13 protein-coding genes are annotated in these 15192 nt (G+C 54.3%); 9 read left to right on the top strand and 4 right to left on the bottom strand.

Annotated elements, in window-relative coordinates; all coding sequences use genetic code 11:
* Nucleotides 1-59: 59 nt before the first annotated feature.
* The gene (olsF, locus tag ACUTSW_RS02805) at nucleotides 60-1781 is read right to left on the bottom strand and encodes an ornithine lipid synthase OlsF (protein ID WP_330761718.1); all 1722 of its coding nucleotides are present in this window, start codon (nucleotides 1779-1781) and stop codon (nucleotides 60-62) included.
* A 551-nt stretch (nucleotides 1782-2332) separates the two neighbouring features.
* Between olsF and ACUTSW_RS02800 the strand changes: the two genes are divergently transcribed.
* The 4 genes from ACUTSW_RS02800 (at nucleotide 2333) to uspE (ending at nucleotide 5617) form a co-directional block, all read left to right on the top strand.
* Entirely contained in the window at nucleotides 2333-2644 is a 312-nt protein-coding gene (locus ACUTSW_RS02800; RefSeq protein ID WP_197930932.1) for a hypothetical protein, read from the top strand.
* A 230-nt stretch (nucleotides 2645-2874) separates the two neighbouring features.
* Nucleotides 2875-3399: a methylated-DNA--[protein]-cysteine S-methyltransferase gene (gene ogt / locus ACUTSW_RS02795; protein WP_062870979.1), complete on the top strand. Its 525-nt coding sequence runs from the start codon at nucleotides 2875-2877 to the stop codon at nucleotides 3397-3399.
* Between the two features lie 364 nt (nucleotides 3400-3763).
* On the top strand, nucleotides 3764-4528 hold the full coding sequence (locus ACUTSW_RS02790) for an FNR family transcription factor (RefSeq protein ID WP_004944979.1): 765 nt from the start codon (nucleotides 3764-3766) through the stop codon (nucleotides 4526-4528).
* Between the two features lie 126 nt (nucleotides 4529-4654).
* The gene (gene uspE, locus ACUTSW_RS02785; protein ID WP_062870980.1) at nucleotides 4655-5617 is read left to right on the top strand and encodes a universal stress protein UspE; all 963 of its coding nucleotides are present in this window, start codon (nucleotides 4655-4657) and stop codon (nucleotides 5615-5617) included.
* A gap of 56 nt (nucleotides 5618-5673) precedes the next feature.
* Here uspE and pntB read toward each other — a convergent pair whose 3' ends face one another.
* Nucleotides 5674-7068 (bottom strand): Re/Si-specific NAD(P)(+) transhydrogenase subunit beta, encoded by a 1395-nt coding sequence (gene pntB / locus ACUTSW_RS02780; protein WP_062870981.1) that lies wholly within the window; start codon nucleotides 7066-7068, stop codon nucleotides 5674-5676.
* A 10-nt stretch (nucleotides 7069-7078) separates the two neighbouring features.
* A complete protein-coding gene (gene pntA / locus ACUTSW_RS02775) occupies nucleotides 7079-8608 on the bottom strand; it encodes a Re/Si-specific NAD(P)(+) transhydrogenase subunit alpha (RefSeq protein WP_445583592.1) in 1530 nt (509 codons plus the stop codon).
* Nucleotides 8609-9194: 586 nt separating this feature from the next.
* On the opposite strand from pntA, the gene ydgH reads away from it, so the two are divergent.
* Both ydgH and ACUTSW_RS02765 read left to right on the top strand, forming a co-directional pair.
* Nucleotides 9195-10145, top strand: a complete 951-nt coding sequence (gene ydgH, locus ACUTSW_RS02770) for a DUF1471 family protein YdgH (protein ID WP_004944994.1) — start codon at nucleotides 9195-9197, stop codon at nucleotides 10143-10145.
* Between the two features lie 245 nt (nucleotides 10146-10390).
* The gene (locus tag ACUTSW_RS02765; RefSeq protein ID WP_006325624.1) at nucleotides 10391-11782 is read left to right on the top strand and encodes an amino acid permease; all 1392 of its coding nucleotides are present in this window, start codon (nucleotides 10391-10393) and stop codon (nucleotides 11780-11782) included.
* A gap of 36 nt (nucleotides 11783-11818) precedes the next feature.
* Here ACUTSW_RS02765 and ACUTSW_RS02760 read toward each other — a convergent pair whose 3' ends face one another.
* Nucleotides 11819-12226 carry a hypothetical protein gene (locus ACUTSW_RS02760; RefSeq protein ID WP_445583591.1) on the bottom strand — a complete coding sequence of 136 codons (408 nt, stop codon included), beginning with the start codon at nucleotides 12224-12226 and terminating at the stop codon, nucleotides 11819-11821.
* 130 nt (nucleotides 12227-12356) lie between these two features.
* On the opposite strand from ACUTSW_RS02760, the gene folM reads away from it, so the two are divergent.
* The 3 genes from folM (at nucleotide 12357) to rstB (ending at nucleotide 15179) form a co-directional block, all read left to right on the top strand.
* A complete protein-coding gene (gene folM, locus ACUTSW_RS02755) occupies nucleotides 12357-13079 on the top strand; it encodes a dihydromonapterin reductase (protein WP_445583590.1) in 723 nt (240 codons plus the stop codon).
* Between the two features lie 73 nt (nucleotides 13080-13152).
* A complete protein-coding gene (gene rstA / locus ACUTSW_RS02750) occupies nucleotides 13153-13878 on the top strand; it encodes a two-component system response regulator RstA (RefSeq protein WP_004945009.1) in 726 nt (241 codons plus the stop codon).
* Nucleotides 13875-15179 carry a two-component system sensor histidine kinase RstB gene (gene rstB / locus ACUTSW_RS02745; RefSeq protein ID WP_062870983.1) on the top strand — a complete coding sequence of 435 codons (1305 nt, stop codon included), beginning with the start codon at nucleotides 13875-13877 and terminating at the stop codon, nucleotides 15177-15179. Before rstA ends, rstB begins: the two co-directional genes overlap by 4 nt.
* The last annotated feature ends 13 nt before the right edge of the window (nucleotides 15180-15192 follow it).

The raw sequence follows: 15192 nt of genomic DNA, 5'->3' as shown, positions 1-15192 counted from the left end.
TATCCCACCGCTGGCCCCAAGCCGGGGCTTAGATCAAAAACGCATGATTGCGTGGCCGATCACTCTATGCAGGTTTCCTGCGGCTGATGAACCGCAATATAACGCTGGAAGCGCGACGGTTTTAGCCGGGTGAGATCAACCAACACCAATCCGTCAATACAGTTGTTGAACGCCGGATCGGTGCCAAAATCAATAAACTGCACCCCGCCCGGCTCACACAGCTCGGTATATTGTTTATACAAGGTCGGGATCGAGCAGCCGATGTTGCTCAGCAGGCTTTTCAGCCGCACCAGATCTTCTTGATAATTATCGCCGGCAAATTGCGCCAAGACCTGCGGCAACGAAGCAGGATAAGGCTGCCGAGACTGCGCCAACGCGCTTCCCGGTGAGAAATACAGCCGGTAGAAGGCGATCAACAGGTCACGCGCCGCCACCGGCATACCGCCGGAGATGGAAACCGGACCAAACAGATAGCGATACTGCGGGTATTTTGCCAGGTAGGCGCCAATACCCAACCACAGGTAATCCAGCCCACGTTTGCCCCAGTAGGCCGGTTGGATAAAGCTGCGGCCCAGTTCGATGCCCTGCGCCAGGATCGGTGCCATATCGCGGTCATAATGGAACAGGCTGTTGCTGTATATGCTTTCCAGGCCCTTGCGCTCCAACTGCTCGGCGGTGGGGATAAAACGGTAGGCGCCGACAATTTCCAGTTCGTCCGCATCCCATAACACCAGGTGATAATAGTCGTCGTCATAACTGTCCAGATCGCGCCGGCGGCCGGAACCTTCGCCCACCGCGCGGAAAGCGATCTCGCGCAGGCGACCTAGTTCACGCAGGATAGGCGTACGAGCCTCATCCTGGCGGCGATACAGGTAAATGATTTTGCCGTCCGGCGTTACGCCAAGTTGTTCGCAATTTGCCAACGCCTTCTTCAGCTCAAGCCGATCTTCAGGCAGGGCGATGGCCGATTCGCTGGCGAACAGCCCTTCCTTGCCCTGGCCCAAACGATAAACGTGACGACGGAAGCGTTCGGCCAAATCTTTGGCGCTGGTGTGACCATCGTGCCAGTTGGCGAACGGAATGCGGCCACCAACGCGGATTTTGATACGGCCGCCCTGCTGCTGGAACATTTCACGTACCAGCAACAAAGTGGATAACGGGCGGTAGACCAGCGAGGTGAAGTAAAACAGGTTGCTGTTACGCGCGCTGATGTGGATCGGCACAATAGGCGCCCGCGCCTTGGCCGCCAGGCGTAAGAAACCGGTATGCCAGTGGCCGTCGCGAATGCCTTTCGGACTCATGCGCGACACTTCGCCGGCGGGGAACAAGATCAGCGCACCCTGTTTGTCCAGCTGCGCCTGCATGCCTTCAATTTGCTTGCGGCTGGTTTTATAACCCACGTTGTCCACCGGCACGAACAGGCTGCGCAGCGGTTCAATATAGGTCAGCAGTTGGCTGGCGACCACCTTCACATCCGGACGCACCGCCGCGACCGCACGCAGCAACACCAGACCGTCCAGCGAGCCGATGGGATGATTCGCGACCAACACCACCGGTCCCTGGCTTGGAATATTTTCCAGATCGCCATCCACCAGCTCACAGCTGAGGTTGAAGTAATCGACCACTTGCTCGATCAAATCCAAGCCCTTAAGGTGCGGATAATCGGCAGCAAACTGTTTGAATTCTTTTTCGAAGAGTAAAGTTCTGAGCAGGCTACGCTGCCAGGCAGGGGTATTGCGGTGTGGAAATGCATCTTGCAACAGAGAATCCAAGCTAAACATCGCGTTATCTCCTGGCTTAGTCGCTGCAAACTTAAGCCAGCGCTATGACCCTAACATGTCAGTTACATGACAGAAAAATGAAATCCCTCGCCTATCAGGTATAGCAAATTATTGAAGAAATGGCGGTGACGGTTTTTCCATCACTGCCGGCGTAGCATTTTATGCGCCTGAAACCCGCACCTTGATGCGCCGAACATCGGCCACTGGAACGACGCACCGGCAAAGACGGGGTTAACCGGTAGCGCAGAGCCACGGGGGGAAAGCTATTCCATGCGCAACATTCCGACAGCCTGGAGGGGTTATTATGCGACATATTTCACATTATTCCCGCACGGCCAACCACAAAATCATTAACCCGGCTTCACTATGATCTACATCATGGCATTACCTTACCCCTCTCACTATTATCAAGTTAATTGGCATGGAGTATAAGAATACTACCTAAGCCATTTCCCAGCCTGAGATGCTGAGTATTTATTCTTTGATAGCGGCCATTATATTTTTTAACTTTTTTATGGTTGGCATAATTTATTCTAATCGAGGAATTAATCATGTCTCATTCTCTAATCGCACTGGTACTGTTCGCCTTGTTACCGGCAACCTTGCACGCAGCCCAGGAAGCCAGCAAGGGCAGCCCATCCGGCACCCTCTATTTTGCGGGTAAAATAGCTGCGCCCACTTGTGAAATTAGACGGGATGACGGCCAGTTCGTTTCATCCTGCTACCGAAAAACCGCTGACAGCCGCTTCGGTTATATCACCATGCCGCTAAGCGCAATGTCATCGGAATTAATTTCCGACGCCACCATCGAAAAAATAAACAATAATCCTGACATGCAGAGAGTAACACTGAGTTATAACTGACCCTGGAAAAGCATCAATAGCCACCAAGGGAAAGCAATATAAAACCGCGTACAAATTGTAAGTTAACCTTATAAATTGGAACGCATCATTGATGCTTTCACCCGGTCCTCTACTCTCATCCCCGCGATGGGCAAGACATCGTTGCCCATCCATCTTCATGTCCGAAATCCGCCATCGCACCGTCGCATTTCGTGCAATAATCTCCCCATCAAACGTGAGGAGTGATCAAAATGCAGACCTTTTTTATTGATCGTATGGCGACGCCGGTTGGCGAACTGGTGCTGATTGCCGACGAACAGGACCGTTTGCGCGCTATCGACTGGACCGAGCACGAAGTGCGCCTGATGAAGCTGATGAATACCCATTACCGTGCCGACCGTTTCCAACTGCAGGAAAAGCATAACCCCGGCGGCCTGACCGACGTCATGCAACGGTATTTTGCCGGTGAGCTGACGGTGATAGACGACCTGCCGGTGATGACCGCAGGCACTGAGTTCCAGCGCACCGTCTGGCAGCAACTGCGCCAGATACCCTGCGGCGAGATCATTACCTATGGCGAACTGGCGAAACGCATCGGGCGCCCAACCGCCTCCCGGGCGGTCGGTATGGCCAATGGCTCCAATCCGATCAGCATTGTGGTGCCTTGCCACCGGGTGATTGGTTCGCAGGGTGCATTGACCGGTTACGCCGGCGGTGTGCAGCGCAAACAGTGGCTGCTGAAGCACGAAGGCTATTTGCAGAAAGACTTGCTTTAATGCGCCAGCGCGCTCTGGCGTGGTTGGGGAAAGTAGATCGGCCGGAGCGAAGCAGGCAATATTGCAAGTTCCGGCTGCTACTGCGTAACCCAATGGCTGGAAATGCCGAGAGTAAAAGATTCCTTATGCAAGAAAACCCTGCGTAATTTGCGGTTTCTGACGGGGCATAAAGGGCGGCTGCGCCTGCAAGCCATTCACGTAAGTTATAAACAAATCAAAAAATTTCAGTCAGCTACAGGATAATCATCGGCATAAGCGAGCAAAATTCGCACACAACACCCCTCTTCATGTTAACGCTACCCTTATCACCTGCAACAAAAGATGTTAAAATTGACGCATATCAATTATTGAATGAGCGTAATCTATGATCCCGGAAAAACGCGTGATTCGTCGTATCCAGTCTGGTGGTTGTGCGATCCATTGTCAGGACTGCAGCATCAGCCAGCTGTGCATTCCTTTTACTCTTAATGCTCATGAGCTGGACCAGCTCGACAACATTATCGAAAGGAAAAAGCCTATCCAGAAGGGGCAGACCCTGTTTAAGGCCGGCGATGAACTGAAATCCTTGTACGCTATCCGCTCCGGGACCATCAAGAGCTACACCATTACCGAACAAGGTGACGAACAAATCACCGGCTTCCATCTGGCAGGCGATCTGGTCGGTTTTGACGCCATTGGCGGCCTGAAGCATCCAAGCTTCGCTCAGGCACTGGAAACCGCAATGGTCTGCGAGATCCCGTTTGAAACCCTGGACGACCTTTCCGGTAAAATGCCTAACCTGCGCCAGCAAATTATGCGTTTGATGAGCGGCGAGATTAAAGGCGACCAGGATATGATCCTGCTGCTGTCGAAGAAAAATGCCGAAGAGCGCCTGGCGGCGTTCGTCTACAACCTGTCGCGCCGCTTTGCGGAACGGGGCTTCTCACCGCGTGAGTTCCGCCTGACCATGACCCGTGGCGACATCGGCAACTATCTTGGTCTGACCGTTGAGACCATCAGCCGCCTGCTGGGCCGCTTCCAGAAAAGCGAAATCCTCAGCGTCAAAGGCAAATACATCACCATCGAAAACGTCGACGCCCTGTCGGTGTTGGCCGGCACGCCTCGCATCAACGTGACCGTAAACGCCTGATCCCATGCCGGGTCAATAATTCCGCAGAATTATTGACCCGGCTCATCTCTGCCGCTGTTCTGATTTTCAATGTTGGGTTACTCTGTAAATTAACAGACTGTTGATTTTCAGCTGTAAGGAGGCCCTATGGCGAAGTATCAGAATCTTCTGGTGGCTATTGACCCCAATCAGGACGATCAACCGGCGCTGCGTCGGGCGGTTTACCTGGTAAAACGGAACGGCGGGCGTATTAAAGCCTTTCTTCCTATCTATGACTTCTCTTACGAGATGACGACCCTGCTCTCCCCCGACGAACGGACGGCGATGCGGCAAGGCGTTATCAGCCAACGCGCCGCGTGGATTAACGAGCAATGCCGTTTTTACCTCGATGAAGGCGTTCCTATTGAAATCAAAGTGGTCTGGCATAACCGCCCTTTTGAGGCGATCATTCAGGAAGTGATCACCGCCAAGCATGATTTGCTGCTGAAAATGGCACATCAGCACGACCGGCTGGAATCGGTCATTTTCACCCCGACAGACTGGCATCTGTTACGCAAATGTCCGTGCCCGGTGTGGATGGTCAAAGATCAGCCCTGGCCGGAAGGCGGCAAGGCGGTGGTCGCAGTCAATCTGGCCAGCGAAGAACCCTATCACGATCCGCTGAACATCAAGCTGGTGCAGGAAACCGTCGAACTGGCGCAAAACGTCAACCAGACGGAAGTGCATCTGGTCGGAGCCTACCCTGTTACCCCTATCAATATCGCCATTGAACTGCCTGATTTTGATCCCAGCGTCTATAACGACGCCATTCGCGGGCAGCATCTGATCGCCATGAAGGCATTAAGGCAGAAGTTCTGTATTAACGAAGAGTTCACCCACGTTGAAAAAGGCCTGCCGGAAGAGGTGATCCCGGATTTAGCCGAACACTTGCAGGCGGGCGTGGTGGTGTTGGGGACATTAGGCCGCACCGGTATTTCTGCGGCGTTTATCGGCAACACGGCAGAACATGTGATCGACCATCTGAAATGTGATCTGCTGGTGATTAAGCCGGAAAATTTCAACTGCCCCATCGAAGTCGATGAAGACGATGAACACGACGACGAGGACTGATTTTCGGGCATAAAAAAACACGGGCCAATTAAGGCCCGTGTTTTTACTGGCTGCGGTTAATTCTGCAACGCTCTCAGTATCGCTTCCACACTCTCTTTGGCATCGCCAAACAGCATCTGGGTGTTCTCTTTGAAGAACAACGGGTTCTGCACGCCGGCGTAACCGGTGTTCATCGAACGTTTAAACGCAATCACGTTTTGCGCTTTCCACACTTCCAGCACCGGCATGCCGGCGATCGGGCTGCGCGGATCCTCCAGCGCGGCCGGGTTCACCGTGTCGTTGGCGCCGATCACCAGCACGGTATCGGTATCCGGGAAATCTTCATTGATTTCGTCCATCTCCAGCACCACGTCGTATGGCACCCTGGCTTCCGCCAGCAGCACGTTCATGTGGCCCGGTAAACGCCCGGCAACCGGGTGAATGCCGAAACGCACTTTGATGCCGCGCGCGCGCAGTTTTTCGGTGATTTCCGCCACCGGATATTGTGCCTGCGCGACCGCCATGCCATAGCCTGGGGTGATGATCACCGAAGTGGAATTCTTCAGTTGCTCGGCCACCTCTTCCGCCGTGGTTTCACGATATTCGCCCATTTCTTCCGCATTGCCGGTCGAGGAACCATCGGTACCGAAACCGCCGGCAATCACGCTGATAAATGAACGGTTCATCGCCTTACACATAATGTAAGACAGGATCGCGCCCGAGGAACCCACCAACGCGCCGGTAACGATCAGCAGATCGTTGCTCAACATAAAGCCCGCAGCGGCGGCCGCCCAGCCCGAATAGGAGTTGAGCATCGACACGACTACCGGCATGTCGGCACCGCCGATAGAGGCAACCAGATGCCAACCGAAGGCCAGCGCGATCGCGGTCATCAGCACCAACGCCACCGCCTGCCAGCCCACGCTGTCGGTACGAACGAAAACGACCAATAGCAGGAAGGAGATCACCAGCGCCGCCAGGTTCATCTTGTGGCGATTCGGCAATGCCAGCGGTTTGGATGAGATGATGCCACGCAGTTTACCGAAAGCGACAATCGAACCGGTGAAGGTGACCGCACCGATAAAGATGCCGAGGAACACTTCGGTCAGATGGATATTCTCCATCACCGGCTCCATCGGCGCGCCGTGATCCAGGTAGCTGTTCAGGCCCACCAACACCGCCGCCAGGCCAACGAAACTGTGCAACACCGCCACCAACTCCGGCATTTCGGTCATTTCGACTTTTTTCGCCAGATAGACGCCGATGGAACCACCGATAATCATCGCAATGATGATCCAACCCACGTTGCCGGAATCCGGCCCGAGGATGGTGGCAATCAACGCAATTGCCATCCCGGCGATGCCAAACAGGTTGCCCTGCTTCGACGTTTCATGGCGCGACAGACCGGCCAGGCTGCAAATAAACAAAATAGCGGCAACAATGTATGCAGCTGTAACTAATCCTCCAGACATGTGCTACCCCTTAGTTCTTGCGGAACATCTTCAGCATGCGCTGAGTGACGGTGAATCCACCAAAAATATTGATGCTGGCAATCAGCACGGCGATGAAGGAGAGGAAACTCACCCAGCCGCCGTGACCAATTTGCAATAACGCACCGACCACGATAATCCCTGAGATCGCATTGGTGACCGACATCAACGGGGTATGCAATGCATGGCTGACGTTCCAAACCACGTAGTAACCCACCACGCAGGCCAGCGCAAACACGGTAAAGTGAGACAGGAACTCTTTTGGCGCGGCGTTAGCCAGCCAGCCGAACAGAATAATCGCCAGCGCGATCAGCCCGTATTTCAGCCAAGGTGAAACCGGTTTCGCCGCCGGTTTAGCTATCGGCGCCGCCGCTTGCGCCGGCTTCGGCTGTGCGGAAACCTGGATTGGCGGAGCAGGCCAGGTCACCTCGCCGCTGCGCACCACGGTGACGCCGCGGATCACGGTGTCCTCGAAATCGATATCGATCTCGCCGTTTTTCTCTTTCGTCAGCAATTTCAGCAAATTAACCAGGTTAGTGCCGTAAAGCTGTGAAGACTGGGTCGGCAAGCGGCTTGGCAGATCGGTATAGCCAATGATTTTTACGCCATTGTCAGTGACGGTCACGCGGTCGGCCACGGTCAACTCGCAGTTGCCGCCGTTTTGCGCCGCCAGATCGACGATCACGCTGCCCGGCTTCATCGAAGCCACCATCTCTTTAGTGATAAGCTTTGGCGCAGGTTTACCCGGGATCAGCGCGGTGGTGACAATAATGTCGACCTCTGCCGCCTGGGCGGCAAACAACGCCATCTCAGCCTTGATAAAGGCTTCCGACATCACTTTGGCATAACCGTCGCCGCTGCCCGCCTCTTCCTCAAAGTCCAATTCGAGGAATTCTGCGCCCATGCTTTGCACTTGCTCTTTTACTTCCGGGCGGGTGTCAAAGGCACGCACGATCGCCCCCAAGCTACCTGCCGCGCCAATCGCCGCCAAACCCGCGACGCCGGCACCGATGATCATCACTTTCGCCGGTGGAACCTTGCCGGCTGCGGTGATCTGGCCGGTGAAGAAACGGCCAAACTCGTGTGCCGCTTCAACAATCGCGCGGTAACCGGCGATATTGGCCATCGAGCTGAGCGCATCCATCGACTGCGCGCGGGAAATACGCGGCACCGAATCCATCGCTATCGCGGTGACGTTGCGCGCAGCCAGTTTTTCGATAAGCTCCGGGTTTTGCGCCGGCCAGATAAAACTGACCAACGTACTGCCCTCACGCATTAACGCGACCTCGTCCTCTTGTGGCGCGTTAACTTTCAAAATCAGATCCGATTGCCAAACGTCGGCAGTATCGGTAATCGTCGCCCCTGCGGTTTCATAAGCCGCATTGTCAAAGCTTGCCAGTTTACCCGCGTCGCTTTCGACAGCGACGGTAAAGCCCAGCTTCAGCAGTTGTTCCACCGTTTTCGGCGTTGCTGCAACCCGGGCTTCATTGGCCAACCGTTCTCTTGGTACACCAATACGCATAATGTTCCCTTCTCACCTGTCTTTGATGATGTTTATTATCTTCCTACCCATAGCAGTAGCGCCGGCTGACATCTCGCCCCGTCGTCTTTCAAGACTGTGCATTGTTGGCTGCAATTTGAAAGCCACAGGGTGACTTGTCGGCATCGAATTAAGGCACCATCTATAACCTACTGAAAATATGATCGATGATCCATAATTGCTTACGCATTCACGCCTGTTTTTACATAAAAATTCAGACAACGACATGACAAATCGCAATTTTAAGTTAAAAAGCCGCACGCACCGCCGTTTTTGCTGCAGATTTGTGACGAACGCGTACCTGAAGATATCCGCCACACGCGGCCAGAATGAATGAAAGTTATAAAATTGTGAATAATTAACACTTATGTCATCAAAGGCTTTATTATTGAAACTTATGGCGATTACGCAGCAAATGGCGTAAACAATCCTTCATGGGATTTGTCTCATGTGATGACATAAAATGCTGAGACACTTGTCGAGATTACATGTAATAATCGGCGGCTGAATTACCCATAAACAGTTCAGCACGTTATAAACGTTAATGCGCTTGGCGAAAGGATTTTTTATGAAGCTGAAGAACACGATCATCGCATCAGCCTTGTTATCACTCACTGCGCTGTCTGCTCATGCGGCACTTGAGTTAACTCCTGAAAAAGCAGCGGCGCTGAAGCCGTTTGATCGCATCACTATTACCGGCCGCTTTAATGCCATCAATGAAGCCGTTGAGGCCGTATCCCGCCGTGCAGACAAACTGGGCGCAGATTCCTTCTACATCCAGGACAGCAATAACAGCAACAATGGCGGCAACTGGCGCGTCACCGCAGATCTTTATCATAAAGACGCGGCAGAAGTGAGCAAAGAGCCGAAGTACCGCGTCATTAACGGCGTGACCGAATTACCGAAAGAACAGGCGTACCTGCTTGAGCCTTACGATACGGTAACCGTCAGCGGTTTCTACCGCAGCCAGCCGGACATCAACGACGCCATCACCAAAGAAGCGAAAAAGAAAGGCGCTGCCTCATTCTTTATTGTCCGTCAGGTTGATGCTAACCAGGGTGGTAACCAGTTCATCACCGCCTACATCTATAAAGCCGATGCGCCTAAGCGCGTGGTCCAGAGCCCGGATGCCATTCCTGCCGACTCTGAAGCTGGCAAAGCTGCATTGGCCGCCGGTGGCGCTGCTGCCGCCCAGGTTGAAATCCCGGGCGTGGCCTCTTCAGGCTCGCCAAGCCGTGACGTAGGCCGTTTCTTCGAAACCCAGTCTTCTACCGGCCAACGCTATACCGTCACGCTGCCGAACGGCACCAAAATCCAGGAAGTGAACAACGTCACCGCCGCGCAGATGGTACCGTTTGATTCCGTGACCTTCACCGGTCACTTCAACAGCATGACGGACATTTCCACCGAAGTGGCGAAGCGTGCCGCTGCGAAAGGTGCCAAGTTCTACCACGTGACTCGTCAGTGGCAGAACAAGAGTGGTGGCAACCTGACCGTAAGTGCCGATCTGTTCAAATAAGTTTCACTTCGCGGTTTACTCTCGGGCAGCCATTGGGCTGCCCGTTTTTTTGCCGATTAGCCACCCACGCCGGTTGAATAATTTTTTGTAAATTCCGCATATTCAATCATTGCATCAGCAACGATCCATCCGTAGAATTTGCGCCTGTTTTTAGGGCTATTAGCTATTTGTTCAGTAATTGTCATTACGTTGTTACTGCCAATCAGTTACCTAACAGTTGTTTATTCTGCGCTCAGGATCCGTCATTGGAAAAAAAACTAGGTCTTACCGCGTTAACCGCATTGGTGCTCAGTTCCATGCTGGGCGCCGGGGTTTTCAGCCTGCCGCAAAACATGGCGCAAGTCGCCAGCCCGGCCGCACTGTTGCTGGGTTGGGCGATCACCGGCGTCGGCATCCTGTTTCTGGCTTTTGCCATGCTGTTGCTCACCCGCCTGCGGCCCGATCTGGACGGCGGGATTTTCACCTATGCGAAAGAAGGCTTTGGCGAGTTGGTGGGCTTCTGCTCCGCATGGGGATATTGGCTATGTGCGGTGATCGCCAACGTCTCCTATCTGGTAATCGTGTTTGCCGCACTGAGCTTGTTTACCGATCGCGGCGGCGATGTCATTTTGGGTGACGGCAATACCTGGCAGGCGCTATTGGCGGAATCATTGCTGCTGTGGATCGTGCATGCGCTGGTGCTGCGTGGGGTGCAAACCGCGGCCAGTATCAACCTGGCGGCAACATTGGCCAAGCTTTTGCCGCTTGGCCTGTTTGCCGTCTTGGCGGCTATCGCGTTCAAAATGGACGTATTTACCCTGGATTTCCACGGCGTCGCGCTCGGCAAACCGGTGTGGGAACAGGTAAAAAACACCATGCTGATTACTCTGTGGGTGTTTATCGGCGTGGAAGGCGCGGTGGTGGTTTCCGCGCGAGCACGCAATAAAAAAGATGTGGGCCGTGCAACCATGTTGGCGGTGCTCTCCGCGCTGGCGGTTTACCTGATGGTGACGCTGCTGTCGCTAGGGGTGGTGCCGCGCAGTGAAGTGGCCGGGATGCGTAACCCCTCGATGGCAGTGCTGATGGTTGATCTGATTGGCCCCTGGGGGGATGTGATTATCGCCGCCGGCCTGATCGTGTCCGTATGCGGCGCTTATTTGAGCTGGACGATTATGGCCGCTGAAGTGCCGCTGCTGGCCGCCCAGCACGGCGCTTTTCCTAAAATATTCCGCAAGCAGAACAAGAATCACGCGCCTTCGGCTTCGCTGTGGCTGACCAATATTGCGGTGCAATTCGCACTGGTGGTGATCTGGCTGACCGGCAGCAACTATAACTCGTTGCTGACTATCGCCTCGGAAATGATTCTGGTGCCTTACTTCCTGGTCGGCGCCTTCCTGTTCAAGGTCGCGCTACGCCGTCAGGACAAACGGCTGATGTTCGCCGCCACCGGTGCCTGCCTGTACGGTATTTGGCTGCTGTACGCATCAGGGTTGATGCATCTGTTGATGTCGGTGTTGCTGTATGCGCCGGGGTTGCTGGTGTTTATCTATGCTCGACGCGGGCACGAGAATGTCAAATTGCTGAATCAGCTGGAGAAAAGCAGCATCTTGCTGTTGCTGGTGGCCACGGTGCCGGCGGGTTGGTTTATGCTGCAGTAGTGAAGGACGGCCGGGTGGAATCACCCGGTCAATACCTTAGGATGCGCGCAAGGTAATGGTCATGCGTTCCCCTACCTGAGAGATGATAATCCCCTCAACGCACTCTTGCTGAATGGCCGCCAACTGCTGTTGGCTCAACGCATACGGCAGTTTAATGTCGAACACTGCCAGCCCCTGCTGCTGCGCCAGATCGATCAGGCGCACGATATTGGTTTCGTCGCTGACCTGGGTGGATACCACCTGCAGCGCCAGTTCCTTCAACTGCTCTTTTCGCGTTTGCGAGGCGCAAGCCTGAGATTTCAATACCATGCCAAAAAATGGCATCACACCATAGATTGCATCAACAAAGCGCCAGTGCTTCTTGCACGATGCGGACAGAAAATCCATGTAATCAAAACAGATTTTCTCACTGCGCGCGACGGATGCAAGGTGACTGCTGTTCATCCCTTCCTCCCTCTCATTGCCAGTGTATTACATCCTGAAATGGATAATCGATGCGAAGCTTTAACGAATTTCCGACGTATAATGGCATAATTCCCCTATTGTTTGCCAGTCTGTCCAGGAGCTTTAATCAATGGAACATCACAACTCCGCACCGGTGCTTATCACCGGCGGCGCACGCCGGATTGGGCTGGCGTTGGCCAGGTCATTCTTGCAGCGTGACATCCCCGTGATCATTGCCTATCGTAGCGATTACCCGGCACTGAACGAGCTGAAAAGTCTGGGAGCAACGTGCATTCAGGGCGACTTTTCGACTCACGACGGTATTTACCGCTTTGCCGAGCGGGTGCGCCAGGCCGCACCGAAATTGCGCGCAGTGATCCACAACGCCAGCGCTTGGTTGGCCGAATCTGCGGAAGTGCCGCCGGAGCAGGTTATGGCAGCGATGCTGCAAATCCACGTTTATACCCCTTATCTGCTCAATCAGTTGCTGGAGCCCTGTCTGCTTGGCCAAGGGCAGGCAGGCGCAGATATTATCCACCTGACCGATTATGTGGTGGAGAAAGGCAGCGACAAGCATATCGCTTATGCTGCCAGTAAAGCCGCGCTGGACAACATGACACGCTCTTTCGCCCGTAAACTGGCGCCGGAGGTCAAGGTCAACGCCATCGCACCGGCGTTGATTATTTTCAATCCGGGCGATGATGAGCCTTATCGTCAGCAGGCTCTGGCAAAATCGCTGATGAAAATCGCCCCGGGCGAAAGCGAAGTGGTCAACCTGGTCAATTATTTGCTGGACAGCCGTTATGTCACCGGCCGCACCCATGGTGTGGACGGAGGACGACCTCTGCGCTAGGCAAAGATGTGCATGGCGTATCGCTGACCCCCGCGTTATGCTGAACTCCGTTATTCTTATAAAACCTCTGAATATGCATAAAATTGTTTTTGTGGAAGACGATCCTGAAGTCGGCAAGTTGATTGCCGCCTATTTGGGCAAGCACGATATAGAAGTGTTGATTGAGCCGCGTGGCGACAGTGCGCAAGCACGCATAGAGCAAGAACTGCCGGACCTGGTGCTGCTCGACATTATGCTGCCCGGGAAAGACGGCATGACGCTGTGCCGCGATTTGCGCCCGACCTTCCCCGGGCCGATCGTGCTGCTCACTTCGCTCGACAGCGATATGAACCATATCCTTTCATTGGAAATGGGTGCCAACGATTACATTCTGAAAACCACGCCGCCGGCGGTTTTGCTGGCACGGCTGCGTTTACACCTGCGCCAGCATGGCAATCATCCCAAAGAAGAGTCAACGCAACCGATCACCCAACACAATGCGCTGCATTTCGGGTTGTTGTGCATCGATCCCGTTAACCGCCAGGTGACGTTGGGTGAAGAAGTGATCACCCTTTCCACCTCAGATTTCGATCTGCTGTGGGAACTGGCCACCCACGCCGGGCAGATCATGGACCGCGAGGCACTGTTGCAGAATTTGCGCGGCGTGAGCTACGACGGCCTTGATCGAAGCATCGACGTGGCGATTTCCCGTCTGCGCCGCAAGCTGTACGACAATGCGCTGGAGCCCTTCCGCGTCAAAACCGTGCGCAATAAAGGTTATCTGTTCGCACCCAATGCCTGGGAGTTCGTACAGCAATGAGAAAGCTTTTCGTGCAGTTCTTCCTGCTGCTGTTCGTCTGCTTTCTGGTGATGGCGATGTTGGTGGGCCTGGTGTACAAGGTCACAGCCGAACGCGCCGGTCGCCAGTCAATGGACGACCTGATGAAAAGCTCGCTGTACCTGATGCGCAGTGAACTGCGGGAAATTCCATTGAAAGACTGGAATAAGACCATCGCGACGCTGGACTTGAATCTGTCGTTTAAGCTGCATATCGAACCGCTCGGCAAACAGGATCTGAGTGAAGATCTGAAAAAACGTCTACGCCTCGGCGAAATTATCGCTCTCGACGATCAATACACCTTTATGCAACGCATCCCGCGCAGCCATTACGTGTTGGTGGTCGGCCCCATTCCGTACCTGTTCTACCTGCATCAGATGCGGCTGCTGGATCTGGCGCTGCTGGTGTTTATCGGCATGTCGCTGGCGTTGCCGGTATTTTTATGGATGCGTCCGCACTGGCAAGATTTGCTCAAGTTGGAGAACGCCGCCCAACGACTCGGCGCAGGCCATCTGGATGAGCGCACCCATTTTGACCCGACCTCGAGCCTGAACCGGCTCGGGGTGGCATTCAACCAGATGGCGGACAACGTCAATACGCTGATTGCCAGTAAAAAACAGTTGATTGACGGTATCGCCCATGAATTGCGCACCCCTTTGGTGCGGCTGCGCTACCGGTTAGCGATGAGCGATAACCTTTCCGATGGCGAACAACAGGCGCTAAACCGCGATATCGGTCAGTTGGAATCGCTGATAGACGAGCTGCTGACCTACGCGCGGCTGGATCGTCCACAGGTGGCGCTGAATATAGAACCGCTCGACCTGCCCAACTGGCTGGAAGACAAAGTAGAGGATATGCGCCTGATTCATCCGGAGCGCGAGATCCAGCTGGATATTCCGCATGCCGGCGATTTTGGCGGCGTCGATTTACGGCTGATGGAGCGGGTACTGGATAATCTGGTGAACAATGCCTTGCGCTACAGCGAACAGCGCCTGCGCATCGGCCTGTGGTTTGACGGCGACGCAGCCTGCCTGCAGGTAGAAGACGACGGACCAGGCATACCACCTGAAGAACGCGAACGCGTGTTCGAACCCTTCGTGCGCCTCGATCCCAGCCGCGATCGCGCCACCGGTGGTTGCGGGCTGGGCCTGGCGATTGTTCACTCTATCGCCGTCGCCTATCAGGGCCAGGTTTACGTAGACGCCAGCTCACTCGGCGGCGCCAGCTTCCGCTTCTGCTGGCCAGTGAAGCCCACTTTCAATTTAAAAGCAGACCCGGTGTAACCCCGTCAGCACA

It is taken from the genome of Serratia sp. TSA_198.1 (genome assembly GCF_052686505.1).
Note: the sequence above shows the minus strand (reverse complement) of the source record. Positions and strands in the feature narration are given on the sequence as shown.

Excerpts from the sequence above, each read along its gene's own strand:
- uspE (WP_062870980.1), top strand. The coding sequence starts at position 4,655 with ATGGCGAAGTATCAGAATCTTCTGGTGGCTATTGACCCCAATCAGGAC.
- pntA (WP_445583592.1), bottom strand. The coding sequence starts at position 8,608 with ATGCGTATTGGTGTACCAAGAGAACGGTTGGCCAATGAAGCCCGGGTT.
- olsF (WP_330761718.1), bottom strand. The coding sequence starts at position 1,781 with ATGTTTAGCTTGGATTCTCTGTTGCAAGATGCATTTCCACACCGCAAT.
- ydgH (WP_004944994.1), top strand. The coding sequence starts at position 9,195 with ATGAAGCTGAAGAACACGATCATCGCATCAGCCTTGTTATCACTCACT.
- ACUTSW_RS02790 (WP_004944979.1), top strand. The coding sequence starts at position 3,764 with ATGATCCCGGAAAAACGCGTGATTCGTCGTATCCAGTCTGGTGGTTGT.
- rstA (WP_004945009.1), top strand. The coding sequence starts at position 13,153 with ATGCATAAAATTGTTTTTGTGGAAGACGATCCTGAAGTCGGCAAGTTG.
- pntB (WP_062870981.1), bottom strand. The coding sequence starts at position 7,068 with ATGTCTGGAGGATTAGTTACAGCTGCATACATTGTTGCCGCTATTTTG.
- rstB (WP_062870983.1), top strand. The coding sequence starts at position 13,875 with ATGAGAAAGCTTTTCGTGCAGTTCTTCCTGCTGCTGTTCGTCTGCTTT.
- ACUTSW_RS02800 (WP_197930932.1), top strand. The coding sequence starts at position 2,333 with ATGTCTCATTCTCTAATCGCACTGGTACTGTTCGCCTTGTTACCGGCA.
- ogt (WP_062870979.1), top strand. The coding sequence starts at position 2,875 with ATGCAGACCTTTTTTATTGATCGTATGGCGACGCCGGTTGGCGAACTG.
- folM (WP_445583590.1), top strand. The coding sequence starts at position 12,357 with ATGGAACATCACAACTCCGCACCGGTGCTTATCACCGGCGGCGCACGC.
- ACUTSW_RS02760 (WP_445583591.1), bottom strand. The coding sequence starts at position 12,226 with ATGAACAGCAGTCACCTTGCATCCGTCGCGCGCAGTGAGAAAATCTGT.